Below are 17,059 nucleotides of genomic sequence, written 5' to 3'. Positions count from 1 at the left end.
TCTTAACCGATCAGTGTGATGGAAAGAGCGGGCCTTGTGCCCGCTCTTTTCTTTTGTGCTATGGGGAGGCAACCGCTCCTTCGAAAGGTTTCCCATGTCCCTTGCCGCCATCCAGTCCCGTCTGACCCAAGCCTGCGCCGCCGCAGGCCGCGCGCCCACATCGGTGCAGCTGATTGCCGTGTCAAAGGTGCAGCCGCTGGAACGGGTGGTCGATGTGCTGGAACAGGGCCACCGGCTGTTTGGCGAAAACTATGTGCAAGAGGCGGTTGCGAAATGGCCCGACCTGCGCGACCGTTTTGGTGCGGTGCAGGTCCATATGATCGGCCCGTTGCAGACCAACAAGGCAAAGGTCGCGGCAGAGCTGTTTGACGCCATCCACACCCTCGACCGCCTGTCACTGGCCGAAAAGCTGGCAAAACTGGCGCAAACGCGCGGGGCCAGCCCGCAGCTGTTCGTGCAGGTCAACACCGGGGCCGAGCCGCAAAAGGCAGGCATTCTGCCGGATGATACCGATGCGTTCATCACCCGATGCCGCGCGATGGATCTGCCGGTTCAGGGCCTGATGTGCATCCCGCCCGAAGGTGAGGACTCTGCCCCGCATTTTGCCATGCTGGCGCAAATGGCCGCGCGCAACGGCCTTGCCGGTCTGTCGATGGGGATGAGCAGCGATTTTGAGGCCGCCATTGCGCATGGCGCGACCCACATCCGCGTCGGCAGCGCCATTTTCGGCGCACGTGATTATGGTGCGGCTCTTCCGGCGTAAACGCCGCACTGCCGGATCATCGGCCGTTCAGGTCAACCAGACCCGCGCATAGGGTGGCAGCGCCACTGCGCCTTGATGCGTCTCGACCGGGTGATCCGACAGCGCGTCATGCATCAGGCTGACCCCCTGCGCGCGGACCCAATCTTCGGGAATGTGCTGCCAGTGTTCGGTAAAGTTGAACATGCACAGCACCACCCCGGTCGGGGCCAGCCGCTGAAACGCAAACACGCCCTGCGCGTCGGGAAACACGACCCTCGTGCCGTTGCCCGCATGCAGGGCCGCTACCGTACGCCTGCGCGCCAGAATATGCCGCGTGCCCCAGAACACCTGCGCTGCCGGTGTGTTATCGTCATCCCGCCGCGCCACGGCCTGCCAATCCATCTGTGGCCGATGCACCCAGCGGCTGTCATGCGCGTGCGCTGCGACCTGCAGATAGCCGTAGTCATTGGGCAGGGCCAGCTCATCGCCCATATAGATCAACGGGATACCGCCAAAGCTGGCAATCAGCGCATGCCCCATCAGCATCCGCTGCACCGCCATTTCTACCCCCGCCACATCGCCTGCCGCCTGCGCCCGCTCCAGCCCCGCCAGCGCGGCAAAGCTGCCGGAAATGCGCTTGTCGCCGGTTTCCTCATTCACCTGAAACAGCGCGCCCTGGGCAAACGAGCCCGGAAAGCTGCCCTCAAAAAAGTCCGACAAAAACCCCCGGTGCGCCGGACCGGACATGCCGACGGCCTGCGCATCCTCATCCGTCACCGCCCAGCCGATATCATCGTGGCAGCGGATATAGGTGGCATAGGTGGCGTTGCGCAGGGTTTCGGGGAAATGCGTGGCCAGCACATGCCGCATCAGCCGGGTGTCGCGCGTGGCCAAGGCACTCCAGAACTGCACCATCAGGCTGTTGTGATAGGCAAGGTTGCCCTCTTTGCCATCATGCTGGCCACGCCCCAGATAGGGCAGCATCTCGGCGGGCGAGACGATCGCCTCCTCCAGATGAATGACCGCCGGGGCGGCAATGCGCGAACAGGCCCGCAGCGCCTGCAACAGCATATGCACCTCGGGCTCCGACTGGCAGCGGGTGCCCAGCCGCTTCCACATAAACGCCACCGCATCCAGCCGCAGTACATCCACCCCGCGATTGGCCAGATGCAGCATGATCTCCACGATCTCCAGAAACACCTGCGGATTGGCCCAGTTCAGGTCCCACTGGTGTTCGTTGAAGGTGGTCCAGACCCATTTGCCGAACTCCGGGTAGTGGGTGAAATTCCCCGGCGCATGCTCGGGAAACACCTCGACCAGCGTTTCCGAATAGCGCTCCGGCATTTCGGCGGAGTCGAACATCAGGTAATAATCCTGGTAGCGCGCATCGCCCTTGGCCGCTTTCTTCGCCCAGGCATGTTCCTTGGCGGTGTGGTTCAGCACCAGATCAATGCACAGCGACATGCCCCGCGCCCGCAGCGCCGCGCTGACCGCCTCGAAATCCGCCATCGTGCCATAGGCGGGGTTGATCTGGCGGTAATCCATCACCGAATAGCCGCCGTCACTGTCGCCGGGGCGCGGCTTCAGGCAGGGCATGAAATGCACATAGGTGATGCCCAGATCAGTCAGATAATCCAGCTTGTCCAGCACCCCGCGCAGATTGCCTGCGAACCGGTCGATGTAGAACACATAGCCCGCCATATCCGGGCGCTGAAACCAGTCGGGTTCCAGATCGCGTTTCAGATCAAGCCGTTTCAGATCGGCGGGCCGCGCCGCCCAGGCCTTTTGCAGCGCCTTCAGCAGATTGGCGCGAAAGGCGTCAAAGGCCGGGTGGCGGCCATACAGCGCCTCCAGCATCGGCCACAGATCGGGGGCAGACCGCTCCAGCCGCAGCGCGAAAATCTCGTCATCCGCCGATGCCGCTGCCTTGGCCATGCTGTGCTCTCCCTGTTTGCAGCGGCAGAATAAGCAAGCCAAAGCGGTTTGGAAAGAGGTTACCCCCGGATGATCAGTCGGGTCTGGTGGCGGATGCGCGCGGCGATCCACAGCAGATCTGGCCGCGCAAAGGCAACGCAGCCCGCCGTGGGAAAGCGCGGTCTGCGCCATGTGTGGATGAAAATCGCCGAGCCACGCCCCGGCTCGGCCTGCGGCCAGTTCCAGTCGGTGATCAGGATCAGATCATACAGAGGGTCCGCCCGTTGCAGCCGCTCATGTCTGAACCTGTGCGGCAGGCGCACCATCAGGTTGTAGTCGGGATCAGTGCTGTCATCCGACCAGCGATCGGCAGGGGCGGTGGGCAGCGCCCAATCGGCAGGCGGAGTCAGCCGCGCCGGATGATAGAGCATCCCGACAATCCGGTGCTTGCCCGATGGTGTCGCCCCATCGCCCTCGCGCTTGTCGCGCGCGGGCACAATGCCACCGCGCCCGACCGAGCATGGAAAGCGCCGCCCCAGAAACCGCGCACCCCCGCGCGTGACCACCAGATCAAGCGGCGTCACAGCAGGTGCCCCGATTTCGCCGCCTTGGTCGCCAGATAGCCCGCGTTCTGCGCGGTCTGGCCCACCTTCAGCGGCACCCGTTCCACCACCTGCACGCCGCACGATTCCATCATCGCCAGCTTCTTGGGGTTGTTGGTCAACAGTCGCACCGCCGAAAACCCCATCCGCCGCAGAATATCGGCCCCGATACGGAAATCGCGCTCGTCATCTTCAAACCCCAGCCGGTGATTGGCCTCTACCGTATCAAAGCCCTGATCCTGCAAGGAATAGGCGCGCATCTTGTTGGCAAGGCCAATCCCGCGCCCCTCTTGGTTGAGGTACAGCAGTACCCCCGCCCCCTCGGCCCCCATCTGGGCCAAAGCGGCGCGCAACTGAGGGCCGCAATCGCATTTCAGCGATCCCAGCACATCGCCGGTGAAACAGGCCGAATGCAGCCGCGCCAGCACCGGGGCCTTGCGGTCGGGCTGGCCGATCTCGATGGCATAGTGTTCATCCCCGCCATCTTCGGGGCGGAAGATATGCACCCGCCCGGCTTGCGACGCCATCATCGGCAAACGGGCCGATGTCACCTCATGCAGCGGTGACAATTGCAGCAGGGCAGGGGCCACCGCATCCAGCGGCAAAAAGGTCAGCCCCAGTTCTGCCGCCAGTGCCAGCCCCTTGCTGACCGGCACCAGCAGCGCGGCAGGCAAAAGATGCCCCGACTTGGCCAGCGCTATAGCCGCGCGGTGCAGATCCGCCGCGCCGTCGCGCAATGACCGCAGCGGCCCTTTCATCGGCATCCGCAGATCATCCGCCGGATCGGCCAGCGCGCGCAGCCATTCGACCCCCGCATCGGCGGGCACCATGATCCGCGCCAGATCGCCGTCATAGGCCCGCGCCTTCAGCGTCTCGGCCCGCCGCGCCGTCAGGGCCAGTTCCGCCGCGCCAAGATCGCGCAACGCGGCCAGCCGCTCTGCCGTCAGCGCCTCGACCGCCACCACCAGCGCCGCGCGCCCGTCTGCCGCCAGCACAACGGGCACGCCCATGCGCAGATCGCCCCGCGCGCGGGTCAGCCGTTCGATGATGGTGGGTGCCAGGGTCATTGGTGCTCTCCTGTCGCTATCTCTAGCCGGGGAATTACGGAATTGAAACATATCCACCGCAGCCGACACGTCCGCGTGAGCCAAAGGTTACAATTCTTGTGAGCCGGATCACGCACGCTCATGTGATATCCAAGACGAACAAAGGAGGCCCCCATGGCGCAACTGCGCAAGATCCTGCTGGTGGATGACGACGACGATCTGCGCGAAGCGCTGAGCGAGCAGTTGGTCATGACCGAAGATTTCGATGTGTTTGAGGCCAGCACCGGTGCCGAAGGCATGGAAAAGGCCAAGGCCGCGCTGTACGATCTGGTGATCCTCGATGTCGGCCTGCCAGACACTGACGGTCGCGAGCTGTGCCGCCGCATGCGCAAACAGGGCGTCAAATGCCCGATCCTGATGCTGACCGGCCATGACAGCGATTCGGATACCATTCTGGGGCTGGACGCTGGCGCGAATGATTACGTGACAAAGCCATTCAAATTTCCCGTACTTCTGGCCCGTATCCGCGCCCAGCTGCGTCAGCATGAACAATCCGAAGACGCGATTTTCCAGCTCGGCCCCTATACCTTCAAACCGGCGCAGAAAATGCTGCTGGATGAGAAGGAAAAAAAGATCCGGCTGACGGAAAAAGAGACCAATATCCTGAAGTTCCTGTATCGGGCGCAATCAGGGGTTGTGGCGCGCGATGTGCTGCTGCACGAGGTCTGGGGCTATAACGCCGGGGTTACGACCCACACATTAGAGACGCATATCTACCGTTTGCGGCAGAAGATCGAACCCGATCCCTCAAATGCGCGCATTTTGGTCACAGAAAGCGGCGGATATCGGCTGGTGGCCTAACGTCCTATTGCCGCCGCATTCACCCTTATTATACCTTTAGGGTTGAGTATGAAGACATGAGTTCCCCTTGTCGTGTCGGGGTTATGGCACGGCACCTCCCTGTTGGACCTGGCCGGGCCTTGTGCCCGGCCTTTTTTTGCCCAAACATCGGGGCTTTCAGCTTTCAGGGAACCAGAAGCGGCTTTCGGGGTTTTTCAGATACCTCCCCTTTGAAACTTTTGCCCGGACCGGATGGTCCGGGCTTTTTTGCACCGGTCACACCCGCCGGGGGATGCGCAGCATAGCCACCACCGCAACCAGCACCATCCCCGCCGCCGCCACCACAAACGGCAACCGAAGCGCCATGTCGCGGCCCAGACCCGGCTGTGCCATGGTCACGATCAGCCCGCCCGCCAGCGCGCCAAACGGCATCGAGCCCCAGCCGAAAAACCGGTAAATGCTGTTCACCCGGCCCAGAATGCCCGCCGGAATGATGCGTTGCCGGTACGACACCGTGACCACATTCCACAGCATCGACGCCACCGCCTCGACAAACAGCGCCGCCGCTGCCGTGACGGCGTTGGCAGACACCGCCATCACCAGATACCCTGTCCCGAACCCCGCCAGCGCCAGCAGCAGGCTTGCCTTCATCCCCAGCCGTTTTGCAATCGCGGGCGCGATCAGCCCGCCGATCACGCCGCCCGCCGCGCCCACGGTCAACAGGAGCCCGTGGCCAGCGGCGCCCAGCCCCAGCACCTCCTGCGAATAGAGCACGAGCATGGTGAACGCGCCCATATGCAGGAAATTCACCGCCCCCAGCATCAGCGCCAGCGTCAGGATCACCGGCTGCGCCCGGATCCAGACAATCCCCTCGCGCAGCGCCGGCCAGAACGTCTGTGGCACCGGCAGCGCACGCGGCGGCATCGCAATCAGCCAAATCAGCCCCGCCGACAGTGCAAAGGTCAGCACATCAAAGCCGAACGGCACCGCCAGCCCCAGCCCGATCAGCACCCCGGCCAGCGGCGGCCCGATGAAATCGCCGGTGACCTTCTCTGCGCTCCACATCTGACCATTCGCCCGCTCCAGATCGGCACTTGCCACGACCGATGGCAGGATGGTTTGCGCCGCATTGTCCCGGATGACCTCCACCGCGCCCAGCAGGAACGCCAGCAGCGCCAGTGGCCAGATCAGCAGCGCCTGATCCGGGGTGGTCGACAGCGCCAGCATCAGGATGCCCGCGGCCATCACCGCCCGCACCGCATCGGCGCGCCAGATCAGGCCGCGATGATCGGCCCGGTCGGTCCACACCCCGGCAGGCAACGCAAACAGCAACCACGGCAGGCGCTGCGCCATGGCGACCAGCGCCACCAGCATCGGATCGCGGGTCAGCACCGTCGCCAGCCAGGGCAGCGCCAGCGCCAGAACCCCGTCCCCAAGGTTCGACACAACCGAGGCCGAAAACACCAGCCGGTAATTGCGGTTCTTTGCCAGCAGCATGCGCGCCCCCCGTTTTGCGCAGCTTTGCGTAATCGCACAGCCACGACAAGGGTTGAGAAGCGCGCGCCTGCCGCCTAACCTGCGCCCAACAAAAGGAGACCCGCATGACCTTCACCCTCGCCACCTGGAACATCAATTCCGTCCGCCTGCGCGAAGGTCTGGTGGCGCGTCTGATGGCCGAAGAATCGCCCGACATCCTGTGCCTGCAGGAATGCAAAAGCCCGGTCGAGAAAATCCCGGTGGAGCAGTTTCAGGCGCTTGGCTACCGCTACATGGTCGCGCGCGGCGAAAAGGGCTACAACGGCGTCGCGATCCTGTCGAAACTGCCGATCATGGATGCCGGTGAGCGTGACTTCGCCGCGATGGGCCATGCCCGCCACGTCGCCGCCCGGCTGGAAAACGGCGTGACGATCCACAATTGCTATGTTCCCGCAGGCGGTGACATTCCCGACCGCGAGCTGAACCCGAAATTCGGCCAGAAACTCGATTTCCTGACCGACATGCGCGAATGGTGCCGCTGGGACAAACCAGACCGCGCCATCCTCGTCGGCGACCTGAACATCGCCCCGCGTGAAGATGATGTCTGGAGCCACAAGGCCCTGCTGAAAATCGTCAGCCACACCCCGGTCGAGGTCGAGCATCTCAATCAGGTGATGGAGGCGGGCAGTTGGCAGGACATCACCCGCAAGGATATCCCCGAGGGCCTGCTTTACAGCTGGTGGTCCTACCGCGCCGCCGACTGGGATGCCGCCGACAAGGGCCGCAGGCTCGATCACATCTGGGCCTCGCCCGATATCGCCAATGCCGGCCACTCCAGCCGCATCCTGCGGCCGGTGCGGGGCTGGCTGCAACCGTCAGATCACGTGCCGGTGTTTGCGACCTTTGATCTGTAAGCCGGTGGTGTGGCGGGGCTTTACGTGCCCCCGCCTGCCGCGCTAGACTGCGCACGGGTCAGCAGTTCACCCAGACGTCACCGGGCCATCAGGCCAGCTAAACCTGCGGACTATACCCGATCCTTGTCCCCATGGGGCCCGATCGCAAGCCGGTGACTCCGATACGCAAGGGCCTGACCATGAGGATGTCATGACGCAGACCGTCAGCCCCAAACCTGTTCCTTCCAGAACCGTCACGCCTTTGCCCGTGGCCGATCTGTCGGCCTTTACCAAATCTCTGCGCCAGCATCTGCAGGCTCAACCGACTCCGCCCGGTCATCTGGCCCTGATGAACATCGTTGCCCGCGCCGCTGGCTTTCGCAACGTGCAGCACCTGCGCGCCACGCAAACAGCGGTGCAGCATCCTCCCGCACCCGCCATTGATCAGGCCCAGATTGCGGCCGTCCTGCGCCATTTCGATCCGCAGGGCAGGCTGGCCACATGGCCCGCCCGCACCGGCCTGCAGCGCCTCGCGGTCCGGGCGCTCTGGGCACGGCTTCCGGCACGGGTCGTCCTGACCGAGCGTCAGATCAGCGACACCCTGAACCGCTGGCACAGCTTTGGCGATGCCGCCATCCTGCGCCGCACCATGGTCGAGCTTAAACTGGTGACGCGCAGCCCCGATTGTCGCGACTACACCCGGGTCGAGGCCCCGCCCACGCCAGAGGCGCGGGCGTTGATCACGGTTCTGGAAAGCCGGACCTGATCAACGCGCAAACAAGCGGTGAGTGATGGCGTGCAGAGCAACACACCCAACAAGCGGCCCCCTCCCCCTTGTGGGGAGGGATGGGGTGGGGGGCCGCGCCACGCTTACCGCCCGCGCGTAAACCCCGCCCCGCCGCGCCGCATCCGCACCGCCAGCGACACGGCGCCATAGCAGGCAAACCCAACCGGGTCCGCCAGCGCCAGCCGCAGCAGCGCGGCTTTGGTCAGCGCCGGTTTGCCCTCGCGCGCCAGCAGCGCCGGATACTGCGCTTCCAGCTCGCGCACCCCGGCATCCTGTCGCCTGCGGACCCGGACCAGCGCGGCAAACCCCTCGATCATCGGCCAGAGATAGGGGTCAGCAACCTGCACCCGCTCATCGGGCAGAAACTGCAACCGCACAAAGGTATCGTCCGAAATGATCGCCGGAAACGCCCCCCACCTTGCCCGCCCCGTCGCATTCACCGCAAACAGGCCATAGCCGGGCGCTGCCGTCTGGTTGAACGGCAGCCGCTGCCAGAAGCGCGCATAAGCGCGGGTCACCGCGCTTTGGGCGGCAGGAATAACCGGCGTGCCGCTGGCATAGCGCGGGGCCTCCGCCGCCAACACAGCCACCAACGCCGACAGCAGACCCGGCGACACCACCACATCGGCATCCAGATAGACCCGCACCGGATGCAGCGCCGCCGCATCGCCCGCGTTCAGCGCGCCGGGTTTGGAGCCTTGTGCCAGATCCAGCACCGTGCTGGTCCAGCCCTCGGGCAGCTGCGCGGCCAGCGTCTCGCGTGCCACGTCGGCGGTGGCGTCGCGACAGCCATTCGCCACCACGATCACCTGCACCCCCGCCGCATCCGAGGCGCACAGATGGCGCAGACACGCGCCGATATAGCCTGCCTCGTTCGAGGCCGGGATGATCACGCTCAGCACCCATTGCACCCCTTGGCCAGAACCTGCCAGCGCGGGTTGTCATCGCCCAGATGCCGCAGCGCGCCCCAGCTGCCCCATTTGCCCGGGCTGGCCAGATCGACAAAGGCGTTGAACGGCTCCGGCGTCACCGCCGTCCAGCCTTGCAGCATGCGGTCATACAGTTGCGCCATCTCGGGCGTATAGCTCAGATGCACGAAAAACGCGGTCAGCAGATCGTCATCGACCTGCGCGCCATGCCCCACCACATGGCTGCCGCCTTCATACATCATCAACCGCAACCCATGCGCCGCCGCCGCCTGCGCCTGATGCGGCAAGGTGCGGGTCAGGTAATCGGCCACGCTGTCCTCCGGCTTTCCGGTCACCGCGCCACTTTCCAGCTCGGGCACCGCCCTTGCCACCGCAAGGTCAAAGCGGTGCGCGGCGACAAAGGCTTCCGCCTCTGCCGCTTGTAGCCCCTGCGCCTGCGCCACCGTGCGGGCTGCTGCCTCTGACTCGGCGATCCAGTCGCGGACCATGGCGGCCTTTTCATCGCTGCCCAGCAAAGCACTGAAATAGCCGGTGATGGCATAGGCATCGAACAGGGTCGCGGGGGCCACCCCGCCCTCGGCGATCACATCGGGCGCGGTCAGGATCTGATCTTCCAGCCCCAGCCAGCCGGTCTGTGTTGCCAGAATGCGCACCAGCCGCGTGCTTGCCTCATCGCCATAAACATCGGCCCAGAGCGTCGCAACCTCGCCCGCGCGCAGCGCATAATACTGCACCCATTTCGAGTCGCCGCCCCAGCGTATCCGGCCCTGTTCCTCGGCCCAGGCCGCCTGATCGAACTGCCAGTTCCAGACCTCGTTGGAAAATTCGACATGCGCCACCAGCCCCGGTTCCAGACCGTCGCGCGCGGTTTCTGCGTAAAACCGCACCAGAGCATCGCTCGCCAGATGCGGCATCGTAAACCACGGGTTGGCATCCAGCTCATTGGCCAGCGCCACCATCACCTCGACCGGCGCGCCGATCCGGGTCCAGGTGTAATCCTCTGGCTTCGGTCGATCCTCCAGATGCGCCAGCTTGCTGTCATTGGTGCGCATCCAGTCCATCAGCCGGATGGTTTTCACCCCGCGCAACCGGCTCAGCCAGTCGGGGTTGAAGATCTGCCCCTGCGCCAGCAGCGCCGCCCGGTCCTCGCGCACGATGACAATCTCGCGGATCGGGTCCACGGCGTCGATGGCATCGAGTGTCAGCACCACCCCGCCCTCACCGGGGGTGAAGTCAAACTGCGCCATCCCGTCGCCGATGACCACATTCTGCGCCCGGCCCTCGATCCGCAATCCGCCCTTGCCCGCGTAAGTCACCAGATACCGCCCGGCCACGCCACCCGCATCCGCGGGCAGGTCCACCAGCACCAGCGTTGAAATCCCGGTGATCTCGGGCGGAATGGCGATGGGCCAGCCATTTGGCCCCAAGGCCCCCGCCGCTGCCAGCCGGTCATGGTCCCAGCCGCCATATTGGCCGGGCAGATGCCCGGTCCATTCGCGGGCGGTTTTCATCACATCAAGGAAAGGCTGCTGCACCGACCAGTCGGTGATGCCATGCAGCCCCAGCGCAAGGTTCGGGTTGGTGATCGGCGTCAGCACCGCCGGGTCAATCACGGCCTGCGCCATGGGCGGGGCAGGGGCGGGCACAGGGTCTACCGCCTCGGCCTCAGGTGCGTCCACTGCCGCCTGCACCGGACCTTGTGCAGGCCCGGCCGCAGCTGTCGCCGCAGCGGGGGAATACCCGCTCACCGCCTCCCAGGCCAGTCGTTGCAGCACCGCCGCCAGATCAGCGGCAATCACCGCCTCCCGGCTTTGCCAAGTGCGGGTCATCTGCGCGGGCAACCCCTCGGGTGAGGTGCCGGTGATCGCGGCCATATGCACCAGTGCCACGAAATACCTGCCCTTGTCCGACGGATGAATGTCGTCGGAAAAGAAGGCATCCATCGACGCGACCCCCGGCACCGTGCCTGCCGCCACCGCATCCGCCAGCCGCGCCATCGCCTGCCCCGCCGGGATCAGTGCCACGTCTGCGCCGGAGTCGCGCAAGGCCCCCTCCCACAGCGGCAGATCCGCCGTCAGCCGCTCGCGCCAGGGTAGGGCCGAGTTCGGGTCGCCCTCCACCACCGCGCCAGTGCGGCTGTGCCATGTCTCATAGACAAACACCCGCACGTCGGGATTGCCCGCCCGCGCCAGCTCTGCGAAAGCCGCAATCGCCCCCGGCGTGTCGTTCCAGCGCAGGTGTTCGGCCAGTGGGATTGCCTCGGTCAGGATAAGCACCTCGGTCTGGCCCTTGGCCAGTTCGGCCCGGGCATCCACGCCTTCGGCCGTGGCCGAGTTCTCCAGGTTGAACCGCAGCGGCGCGCCGTTGATGATCTGCGCTGAAACGCTCGCGGGCCGTTCCATCAGCCGCAACCCGCCCTCGACCAGAGGTGGCAGATCCGGCCCGATCAGGCTGTGACCCACAAACAGAACATCCGTCAACAGCGCAAGAAATCCCACCGTGTCACCTTAACCGTTTGACATGCCTGTCAGACCATAGCGAAAAACCGTGTCCCAGACTATCCGTTGCAGGGCTTGCGCGGTGTCTTCCGACAGCCCCGTGATCTGGCTGCCATCGGCGTGGCTCAGATCCTGCGGCAGGCCCTCCGGGCTGCGCTGATAGATCACCGCATAATGGGTCAGCGCCATCAGATAGGCGCCGACATCATTGAAGTGGATCGTATCCACCGCGCCCTTTTCATCCCGCGCAAACAGATCGTCACGGCTGGTCAGACCGGGCACCTCCCCCGCTTCGATCGCGCGCACCGCCGCCGCCATCACCGGGCCGCCGGGGATCACGTAAATATCGCCCACCCCGCCCTGTGCCATCGCGCCCGCCAGCAGATCGCCCTGCCAATAGCGCGCGCCATCGCGGTCAATCCGCTCCAGCCAGCCCTCGGGGTCATCGGTGCGGTGCCATGTCTCATACAGATACAGCCGCACATCCGGCCGCGCATTGCGCGCGCGCGCAGCCCACAGCGCCAGATGCCGGGCGCTGTCGTGATAGCGGATCGCATCGCGGATCTCGACCATCTCGGTCAGCACCACCACCGGGTAATCGCCACTGTCCAAAGCCTCCGCCGCCGGGCGGTGGTCGGCATGCGCATTCTCGGTGTCAAACCCCGCGACGGTGCCGGTCCAATGATCCTTCAGACTGCTGCCCCAGCCCAGCTGGCTGGCGTGATCATGCCCCGCCATCTGCGCCAGCAGCGCGGGCATATCGCGCCCCACCAGCGAATGCCCAAGGTGATACACCGCCACCGGCCCCGTCGGTGCTGCCACCGGCACCGCCAGCCGCGCGGCCACCACCTCGGGCGTCAGCGGCTTGGCTAGACGCCCCTGCCACCACCACCCCAGCGCCCCTGCCAGTGCGAGGCCGACCAGTGCCAGCATCCCTTTGCGCATCGCTTTCCCCCCTGTTTCCCGCTGTCATATCTGATAACTCTGAACCCGAAAGACCAGATGGAGGCCACCTTTTGCTGACCTTTCTCATGACCCGCACCGCCGAATCCCGCGCCCGCTTTTACCGGGTCGAGGTCGCTTATAACCTGTTCGGCGAATATTCCGTGGTCCGCGAATGGGGGCCAAAGGGGCGGGGCGGGCAGCATCTGCTGGTCTGGTTCTCAAACCTGCGCGATGCCTGCATGGCCGCCGAGCGGTGGCGCAAGCGGGCGATGCGGCGCGGCTATGTTACCGAAGGAACAACCGTATGACACATCTCTGGGTCCGGGCCGAACAGCGCCCGAATGAGGAACGCGTGGGCCTGACGCCCGAAGGGGCCGCCGCACTGGTGCAGGCAGGCTTGCGGGTGACGGTCGAGAAATCCTCGGTCCGCGCGATCCCGATTGAGGGCTATGTGCAGGCCGGGGTTGAGATTGCCGAAGAAAACACCTGGCCGCAGGCGCCCGCCGATGCCATCATCTTCGGGCTAAAGGAGTTGCCCGAAGACGCCACCCCGCTGACGCACCGCCACATCATGTTCGGCCACGCCTACAAGGGCCAGCCTGCAGGGCAGGAGCTGCTGCGGCGGTTCAGGGCCGGGGGCGGCACGCTCTATGATCTGGAATATCTGGTCAACGAAGACGGCCGCCGCGTCGCCGCCTTTGGCTATTGGGCGGGCTATGCCGGGGCCGCCGTCGCACTGAAAACCTGGGCCGCGCAACAGCGCGGCGCGCTGATCGGCCCGGTTGCCAAATATCCGGGGCGTCAGGCGCTGCTCGATGATCTGGCCGCCGAAATGCACTCCATGCTGCGCCCCCGCGCCATCGTCATCGGCGCGCTGGGCCGCGTTGGCACCGGGGCCAGCGACCTGTGCGAAGCCCTGGGCGTCACCGTCACCAAATGGGACATGGCCGAGACCGCCAGCGGCGGCCCGTTCCCGGAAGTGCTGCAGCACGAGATATTCCTCAACTGCATCCTCGCCCGCCCCGGCTGTCCGGTGTTCGTGCCTGCATCCGCAAAAACCGAATCCCGCGCGCTGACCGTGATCGGCGACATCGCCTGCGATCCGACCTCGGATTTCTCGCCGATCAAGGTCTATGACCGCGCCACCGACTGGTCGGCCCCCGCGCTGCGCGTGGCCGAACACCCGCCGCTGGACGTGACCGCCATCGACAACCTGCCCTCGCTGCTGCCAGTCGAGTCGAGCGAGGATTACGCAGCCCAGCTTCTGCCCAGCCTGCTGACGCTGACGGCTTTGGATGCGGGCGTCTGGGGCCGGGCAAAGGCGGAATTTGACCGCCACATCGCAACAGTCTGACGGGAACATACACATGACAATTCATTGGTGCGGCACCGGCCTGTCCTCGATCCCCGGTCTGCGGCGGCTGATTGACGGCGGGCATGACGTGGTGGTGTGGAACCGCACGGTCGACAAGGCGCGCGAGGCGGTGGGCGACATCGCCACCGACATCCGCGCCTTTTCCCTGCAGGCGCTGTCCGATGCGCTGCACCCCGGCGACATCGCCATTTCCATGCTGCCCGCAGATCAGCACGTGCCGATTGCGCAGCTTTGCTTGCAGAAAGATGCAAACTTTGTCTCCTCCAGCTACATCGCGCCGGACATGCGCGCGCTGGATGGGCAGTTCCGCGAGAAGGGTCTGGTGTCACTGAACGAGATCGGCCTCGACCCCGGCATCGACCACCTGATGGCGCATGATCTGGTGGCGCGCTATCGCGCCAGCGATGGCTATCACGCCGACAACATTCTCAGCTTTACCAGCTATTGCGGCGGTGTCCCGAAACAGCCCAATGCGTTCCGCTACAAATTCTCATGGGCCCCGGCTGGCGTGCTCAAAGCCTTGCGCTCGCCCTCGCGCTCGTTGCGCAACTTCTCCGAACTGCGGGTCAGCCGCCCGTGGGATGCGATCACTGCCTATGACGCGCCGCTGCCGAACCCTGAATCGTTCGAGGTTTACCCCAACCGCGACAGCCTGCCCTTTGTCGCGGACTACCGCTTTGATCCGGCCTGGAAACTGCGCGATTTCGTGCGCGGCACCATCCGGCTGAACGGCTGGGCCGAGGCGTGGGCCCCGATCTTTGCCGAAATCGAGGCGCTGGAGGGGGCATCCCCCGCCGAGATCGACAAAGCCCTGACCGACCGTGCCAATGCGCTGCTGAAAGACAATTCCTACGCCCCGGATGAGCCTGACCGCGTGGTTCTGTTCGTGTCACTGAAAGCCGAACGCGACGGCAAGCCGGTGTTCCATGAGACATGGGCGATGGACGCCGCAGGCGATGCGCGCGGCACCGCCATGGCGCGGCTGGTCTCGGTCCCGGTGTCGCTGGGGGTTGAGGCGGTGGTCCGGCGCGAAATCGCCGCCGGGGTGCATCCCGCCCCGCATGACCCCAAACTGATCGCGGCGTGGATGGATCAGGTGCAGGGTCTGGTCCAATACCTTAACCGCGTCGATCATCTGGCCTGAGCTGCGCCGCGCGGGGTTTGCGTTCTACTTGCGTGACACAGACCCCGCGCATCGGCTATGCTCAAACCTGACAAGCACCGGGAACCCGGGCGGGCAGGGCGGGCGGAACCTTATGGCGGCACATCGCGCATCTCAGGGCAGCTTTGGCGCGGGCGGCTGGCGCGCGCGCCTTGCCGTCTGGCGTGCCGCGCGTGGCCCTGTGGCGCAGGGCTTTTCCTCCTCTCCCGAACCTCGCTCCATCGGTCTGGTGGCGAAGGGGCGGCAGCTGGTGGCGGGCAATTTCCTGTTCGCGGGCCATCTGATCGAATCCCCCGGTGCCGGGCTGTGGGATATCGACCCGCCCGACGCCGATTATGCCGCCGAATTGCAGGGCTTTGTCTGGCTGGATGATCTGGCCGCGCTGGGCGATGCACAGGCCCGTGCCCGCGCCCAAGGCTGGACGACAGACTGGATTGCCCGGTTCGGCGCGGGCCGAGGCCCCGGCTGGACGCCCGATCTGACCGGGCGACGGGTGATCCGCTGGATCCACCATGCGCTGTTCCTGCTCAACGGGGCTGACCGCCCGGCCACCGAAGCCTATTACCGCGCGCTGACCGTGCAGACCCGTTACCTGTCACGTCATTGGGCGCGTGCCGCCCCCGGCCTGCCCCGGTTCGAGGCGCTGACCGGGCTTGTCTACGCCGGTCTGTCGCTGATCGGGATGGAGCCGCTGGTCGCCCCCGCCGTTGCCGCCCTCGCCACCGAGGCGCGGGCCGAGGTGGATGCCGGCGGCGGCATCACCACCCGCAACCCCGAAGAGCTGCTGGAGGTGTTCACCCTGCTGAACTGGGCCGCGCAGGCCCTGACCGAAGCAGGCCATCCGGTCCCGAATGATCATCTTGATGCCATCGAGCGCATCGCCCCCACCCTGCGCGCCCTGCGCCACGCCGATGGCGGGCTGGCGCGGTTTCACGGTGGCGGCAAAGGCGCCGAAGGGCGGCTGGATCAGGCCCTTGCCAGTGCCGGCATCCGCCCGCAAAAGCCGCTGGGCCACGGCAATGCCCCGGCCATGGGCTTTGTGCGGCTGTCTGCCGGGCGCACCTCGATCATTCTGGATGCCGCTGCCCCGCCCGGCGGGCGCGCAGGTGGGTCGGCCCATGCCTCCACCCTCGCGATGGAGGTGACATCGGGCCGCAGACCGCTGGTGGTCAACTGCGGCTCAGGCGCGCCGTTTGGCACCGAATGGCGCAGGGCAGGGCGGGCCACGCCGTCACATTCCACGCTGGGGATCGACGGGGTGTCGTCCTCGCGGTTTGGCACCGGCACGGGGGACGTGCTGGAAGAGCGCGCCGCCGTGCTGACCCTGCGCCAGCAAGCCACGCCTGAGGGGGCGGCCTTGCATGCCGCCCATGACGGCTGGGCGCTGACCCACGGGCTGACCCACGCCCGCGATCTGGCGCTGTCGTCCGATGGCCGCCACATCGTCGGGGCCGAGACGCTGATTTCGCTGAACCCGCAGGGCAAGGCCCGGTTTGAACAGGTGCTGACCGGCACCGGCCTGCAGGGCATCGTGTTTTCGATCCGGTTTCACCTCCACCCCGACACTGATTCGACCCTCGACATGGGCGGCAACGCCGTTTCAATCGCCCTGAAATCGGGCGAAATCTGGGTTTTCCGCCATGACAGCCGCGCGAAACTGGCGCTGGAGCCGTCGGTTTATCTGGAACGGGGCCGGCTAAAGCCGCGCGCGAGCAAACAGATCGTGCTTTCGGGCTTTGCGGCCGAGATTGAAACCCGTATCGGCTGGACCTTGGCCAAAGCACAGGATACTCCGCTGGCCATCCGCGATCTGGACCGCGATGACACCCCGGTCCCCCTCTGACCAAAGG

15 protein-coding genes are annotated in these 17,059 nt (G+C 65.6%); 8 read left to right on the top strand and 7 right to left on the bottom strand.

The annotated features are described in order from the left end of the window. Positions 1-94: 94 nt before the first annotated feature. A complete protein-coding gene (locus J2X53_RS06150; RefSeq protein WP_349036595.1) occupies positions 95-763 on the top strand; it encodes a YggS family pyridoxal phosphate-dependent enzyme in 669 nt (222 codons plus the stop codon). Positions 764-790: 27 nt separating this feature from the next. Here the strand turns inward: J2X53_RS06150 and J2X53_RS06145 are convergent, their stop codons facing one another. From J2X53_RS06145 to ribA, 3 genes are read right to left on the bottom strand one after another with little or no spacing between them, the layout of a single operon-like run. Continuing rightward, positions 791-2,677, bottom strand: coding sequence for an amylosucrase (locus J2X53_RS06145; protein ID WP_349036594.1), 1,887 nt, complete (start codon positions 2,675-2,677; stop codon positions 791-793). A 59-nt stretch (positions 2,678-2,736) separates the two neighbouring features. After that, positions 2,737-3,240: a L,D-transpeptidase family protein gene (locus tag J2X53_RS06140; protein WP_349036593.1), complete on the bottom strand. Its 504-nt coding sequence runs from the start codon at positions 3,238-3,240 to the stop codon at positions 2,737-2,739. Beyond that, positions 3,237-4,325 (bottom strand): GTP cyclohydrolase II, encoded by a 1,089-nt coding sequence (gene ribA / locus J2X53_RS06135; protein WP_349036592.1) that lies wholly within the window; start codon positions 4,323-4,325, stop codon positions 3,237-3,239. The genes J2X53_RS06140 and ribA overlap by 4 nt, the downstream gene beginning before the upstream one ends. A gap of 153 nt (positions 4,326-4,478) precedes the next feature. Here ribA and J2X53_RS06130 point away from each other — a divergent pair, with 153 nt between their 5' ends. Beyond that, the gene (locus J2X53_RS06130) at positions 4,479-5,165 is read left to right on the top strand and encodes a response regulator transcription factor (RefSeq protein WP_349036591.1); all 687 of its coding nucleotides are present in this window, start codon (positions 4,479-4,481) and stop codon (positions 5,163-5,165) included. A 255-nt stretch (positions 5,166-5,420) separates the two neighbouring features. On the opposite strand, the gene J2X53_RS06125 is transcribed toward J2X53_RS06130, so the two are convergent. Then, positions 5,421-6,641: an MFS transporter gene (locus tag J2X53_RS06125; RefSeq protein WP_349036590.1), complete on the bottom strand. Its 1,221-nt coding sequence runs from the start codon at positions 6,639-6,641 to the stop codon at positions 5,421-5,423. Between the two features lie 104 nt (positions 6,642-6,745). Between J2X53_RS06125 and J2X53_RS06120 the strand changes: the two genes are divergently transcribed. After that, complete coding sequence (locus tag J2X53_RS06120) at positions 6,746-7,534, top strand: exodeoxyribonuclease III (RefSeq protein WP_349036589.1); 789 nt, start codon at positions 6,746-6,748, stop codon at positions 7,532-7,534. A 190-nt stretch (positions 7,535-7,724) separates the two neighbouring features. Beyond that, positions 7,725-8,279 carry a DUF2087 domain-containing protein gene (locus J2X53_RS06115; protein ID WP_349036588.1) on the top strand — a complete coding sequence of 185 codons (555 nt, stop codon included), beginning with the start codon at positions 7,725-7,727 and terminating at the stop codon, positions 8,277-8,279. 104 nt (positions 8,280-8,383) lie between these two features. Here J2X53_RS06115 and J2X53_RS06110 read toward each other — a convergent pair whose 3' ends face one another. Genes J2X53_RS06110 through J2X53_RS06100 form a run of 3 tightly spaced genes read right to left on the bottom strand, consistent with a single transcriptional unit; the run spans position 8,384 to position 12,672 of the window. After that, a complete protein-coding gene (locus tag J2X53_RS06110; protein ID WP_349036587.1) occupies positions 8,384-9,202 on the bottom strand; it encodes a glycosyltransferase in 819 nt (272 codons plus the stop codon). Then, positions 9,196-11,727, bottom strand: coding sequence for a hypothetical protein (locus J2X53_RS06105; protein ID WP_349036586.1), 2,532 nt, complete (start codon positions 11,725-11,727; stop codon positions 9,196-9,198). Before J2X53_RS06105 ends, J2X53_RS06110 begins: the two co-directional genes overlap by 7 nt. A gap of 9 nt (positions 11,728-11,736) precedes the next feature. After that, positions 11,737-12,672, bottom strand: coding sequence for a hypothetical protein (locus tag J2X53_RS06100; RefSeq protein ID WP_349036585.1), 936 nt, complete (start codon positions 12,670-12,672; stop codon positions 11,737-11,739). A gap of 71 nt (positions 12,673-12,743) precedes the next feature. On the opposite strand from J2X53_RS06100, the gene J2X53_RS06095 reads away from it, so the two are divergent. The 4 genes from J2X53_RS06095 (at position 12,744) to J2X53_RS06080 (ending at position 17,052) form a co-directional block, all read left to right on the top strand. Beyond that, positions 12,744-12,980: a WGR domain-containing protein gene (locus J2X53_RS06095; RefSeq protein WP_118154211.1), complete on the top strand. Its 237-nt coding sequence runs from the start codon at positions 12,744-12,746 to the stop codon at positions 12,978-12,980. Beyond that, complete coding sequence (locus tag J2X53_RS06090; protein ID WP_349036584.1) at positions 12,977-14,026, top strand: saccharopine dehydrogenase; 1,050 nt, start codon at positions 12,977-12,979, stop codon at positions 14,024-14,026. The genes J2X53_RS06095 and J2X53_RS06090 overlap by 4 nt, the downstream gene beginning before the upstream one ends. A gap of 13 nt (positions 14,027-14,039) precedes the next feature. Further along, positions 14,040-15,191, top strand: coding sequence for a saccharopine dehydrogenase C-terminal domain-containing protein (locus tag J2X53_RS06085; protein ID WP_349036583.1), 1,152 nt, complete (start codon positions 14,040-14,042; stop codon positions 15,189-15,191). A 112-nt stretch (positions 15,192-15,303) separates the two neighbouring features. Continuing rightward, positions 15,304-17,052: a heparinase II/III family protein gene (locus J2X53_RS06080; RefSeq protein WP_349036582.1), complete on the top strand. Its 1,749-nt coding sequence runs from the start codon at positions 15,304-15,306 to the stop codon at positions 17,050-17,052. Positions 17,053-17,059: the final 7 nt, after the last annotated feature.

The organism is Pseudotabrizicola sp. 4114 (assembly GCF_031457365.1).
Taxonomy (GTDB): Bacteria; Pseudomonadota; Alphaproteobacteria; order Rhodobacterales; family Rhodobacteraceae; genus Pseudotabrizicola.
The sequence above is the reverse complement of the archived record's forward strand: the minus strand, read 5'-3'. Positions and strand labels throughout refer to the sequence as shown.

What these genes read in the sequence shown, in the direction of transcription:
- J2X53_RS06125 (WP_349036590.1), bottom strand. Translation starts at nt 6,641, where the DNA reads ATGCTGCTGGCAAAGAACCGCAATTACCGGCTGGTGTTTTCGGCCTCG.
- ribA (WP_349036592.1), bottom strand. Translation starts at nt 4,325, where the DNA reads ATGACCCTGGCACCCACCATCATCGAACGGCTGACCCGCGCGCGGGGC.
- J2X53_RS06145 (WP_349036594.1), bottom strand. Translation starts at nt 2,677, where the DNA reads ATGGCCAAGGCAGCGGCATCGGCGGATGACGAGATTTTCGCGCTGCGG.
- J2X53_RS06090 (WP_349036584.1), top strand. Translation starts at nt 12,977, where the DNA reads ATGACACATCTCTGGGTCCGGGCCGAACAGCGCCCGAATGAGGAACGC.
- J2X53_RS06130 (WP_349036591.1), top strand. Translation starts at nt 4,479, where the DNA reads ATGGCGCAACTGCGCAAGATCCTGCTGGTGGATGACGACGACGATCTG.
- J2X53_RS06085 (WP_349036583.1), top strand. Translation starts at nt 14,040, where the DNA reads ATGACAATTCATTGGTGCGGCACCGGCCTGTCCTCGATCCCCGGTCTG.
- J2X53_RS06080 (WP_349036582.1), top strand. Translation starts at nt 15,304, where the DNA reads ATGGCGGCACATCGCGCATCTCAGGGCAGCTTTGGCGCGGGCGGCTGG.
- J2X53_RS06120 (WP_349036589.1), top strand. Translation starts at nt 6,746, where the DNA reads ATGACCTTCACCCTCGCCACCTGGAACATCAATTCCGTCCGCCTGCGC.
- J2X53_RS06115 (WP_349036588.1), top strand. Translation starts at nt 7,725, where the DNA reads ATGACGCAGACCGTCAGCCCCAAACCTGTTCCTTCCAGAACCGTCACG.
- J2X53_RS06150 (WP_349036595.1), top strand. Translation starts at nt 95, where the DNA reads ATGTCCCTTGCCGCCATCCAGTCCCGTCTGACCCAAGCCTGCGCCGCC.
- J2X53_RS06100 (WP_349036585.1), bottom strand. Translation starts at nt 12,672, where the DNA reads ATGCGCAAAGGGATGCTGGCACTGGTCGGCCTCGCACTGGCAGGGGCG.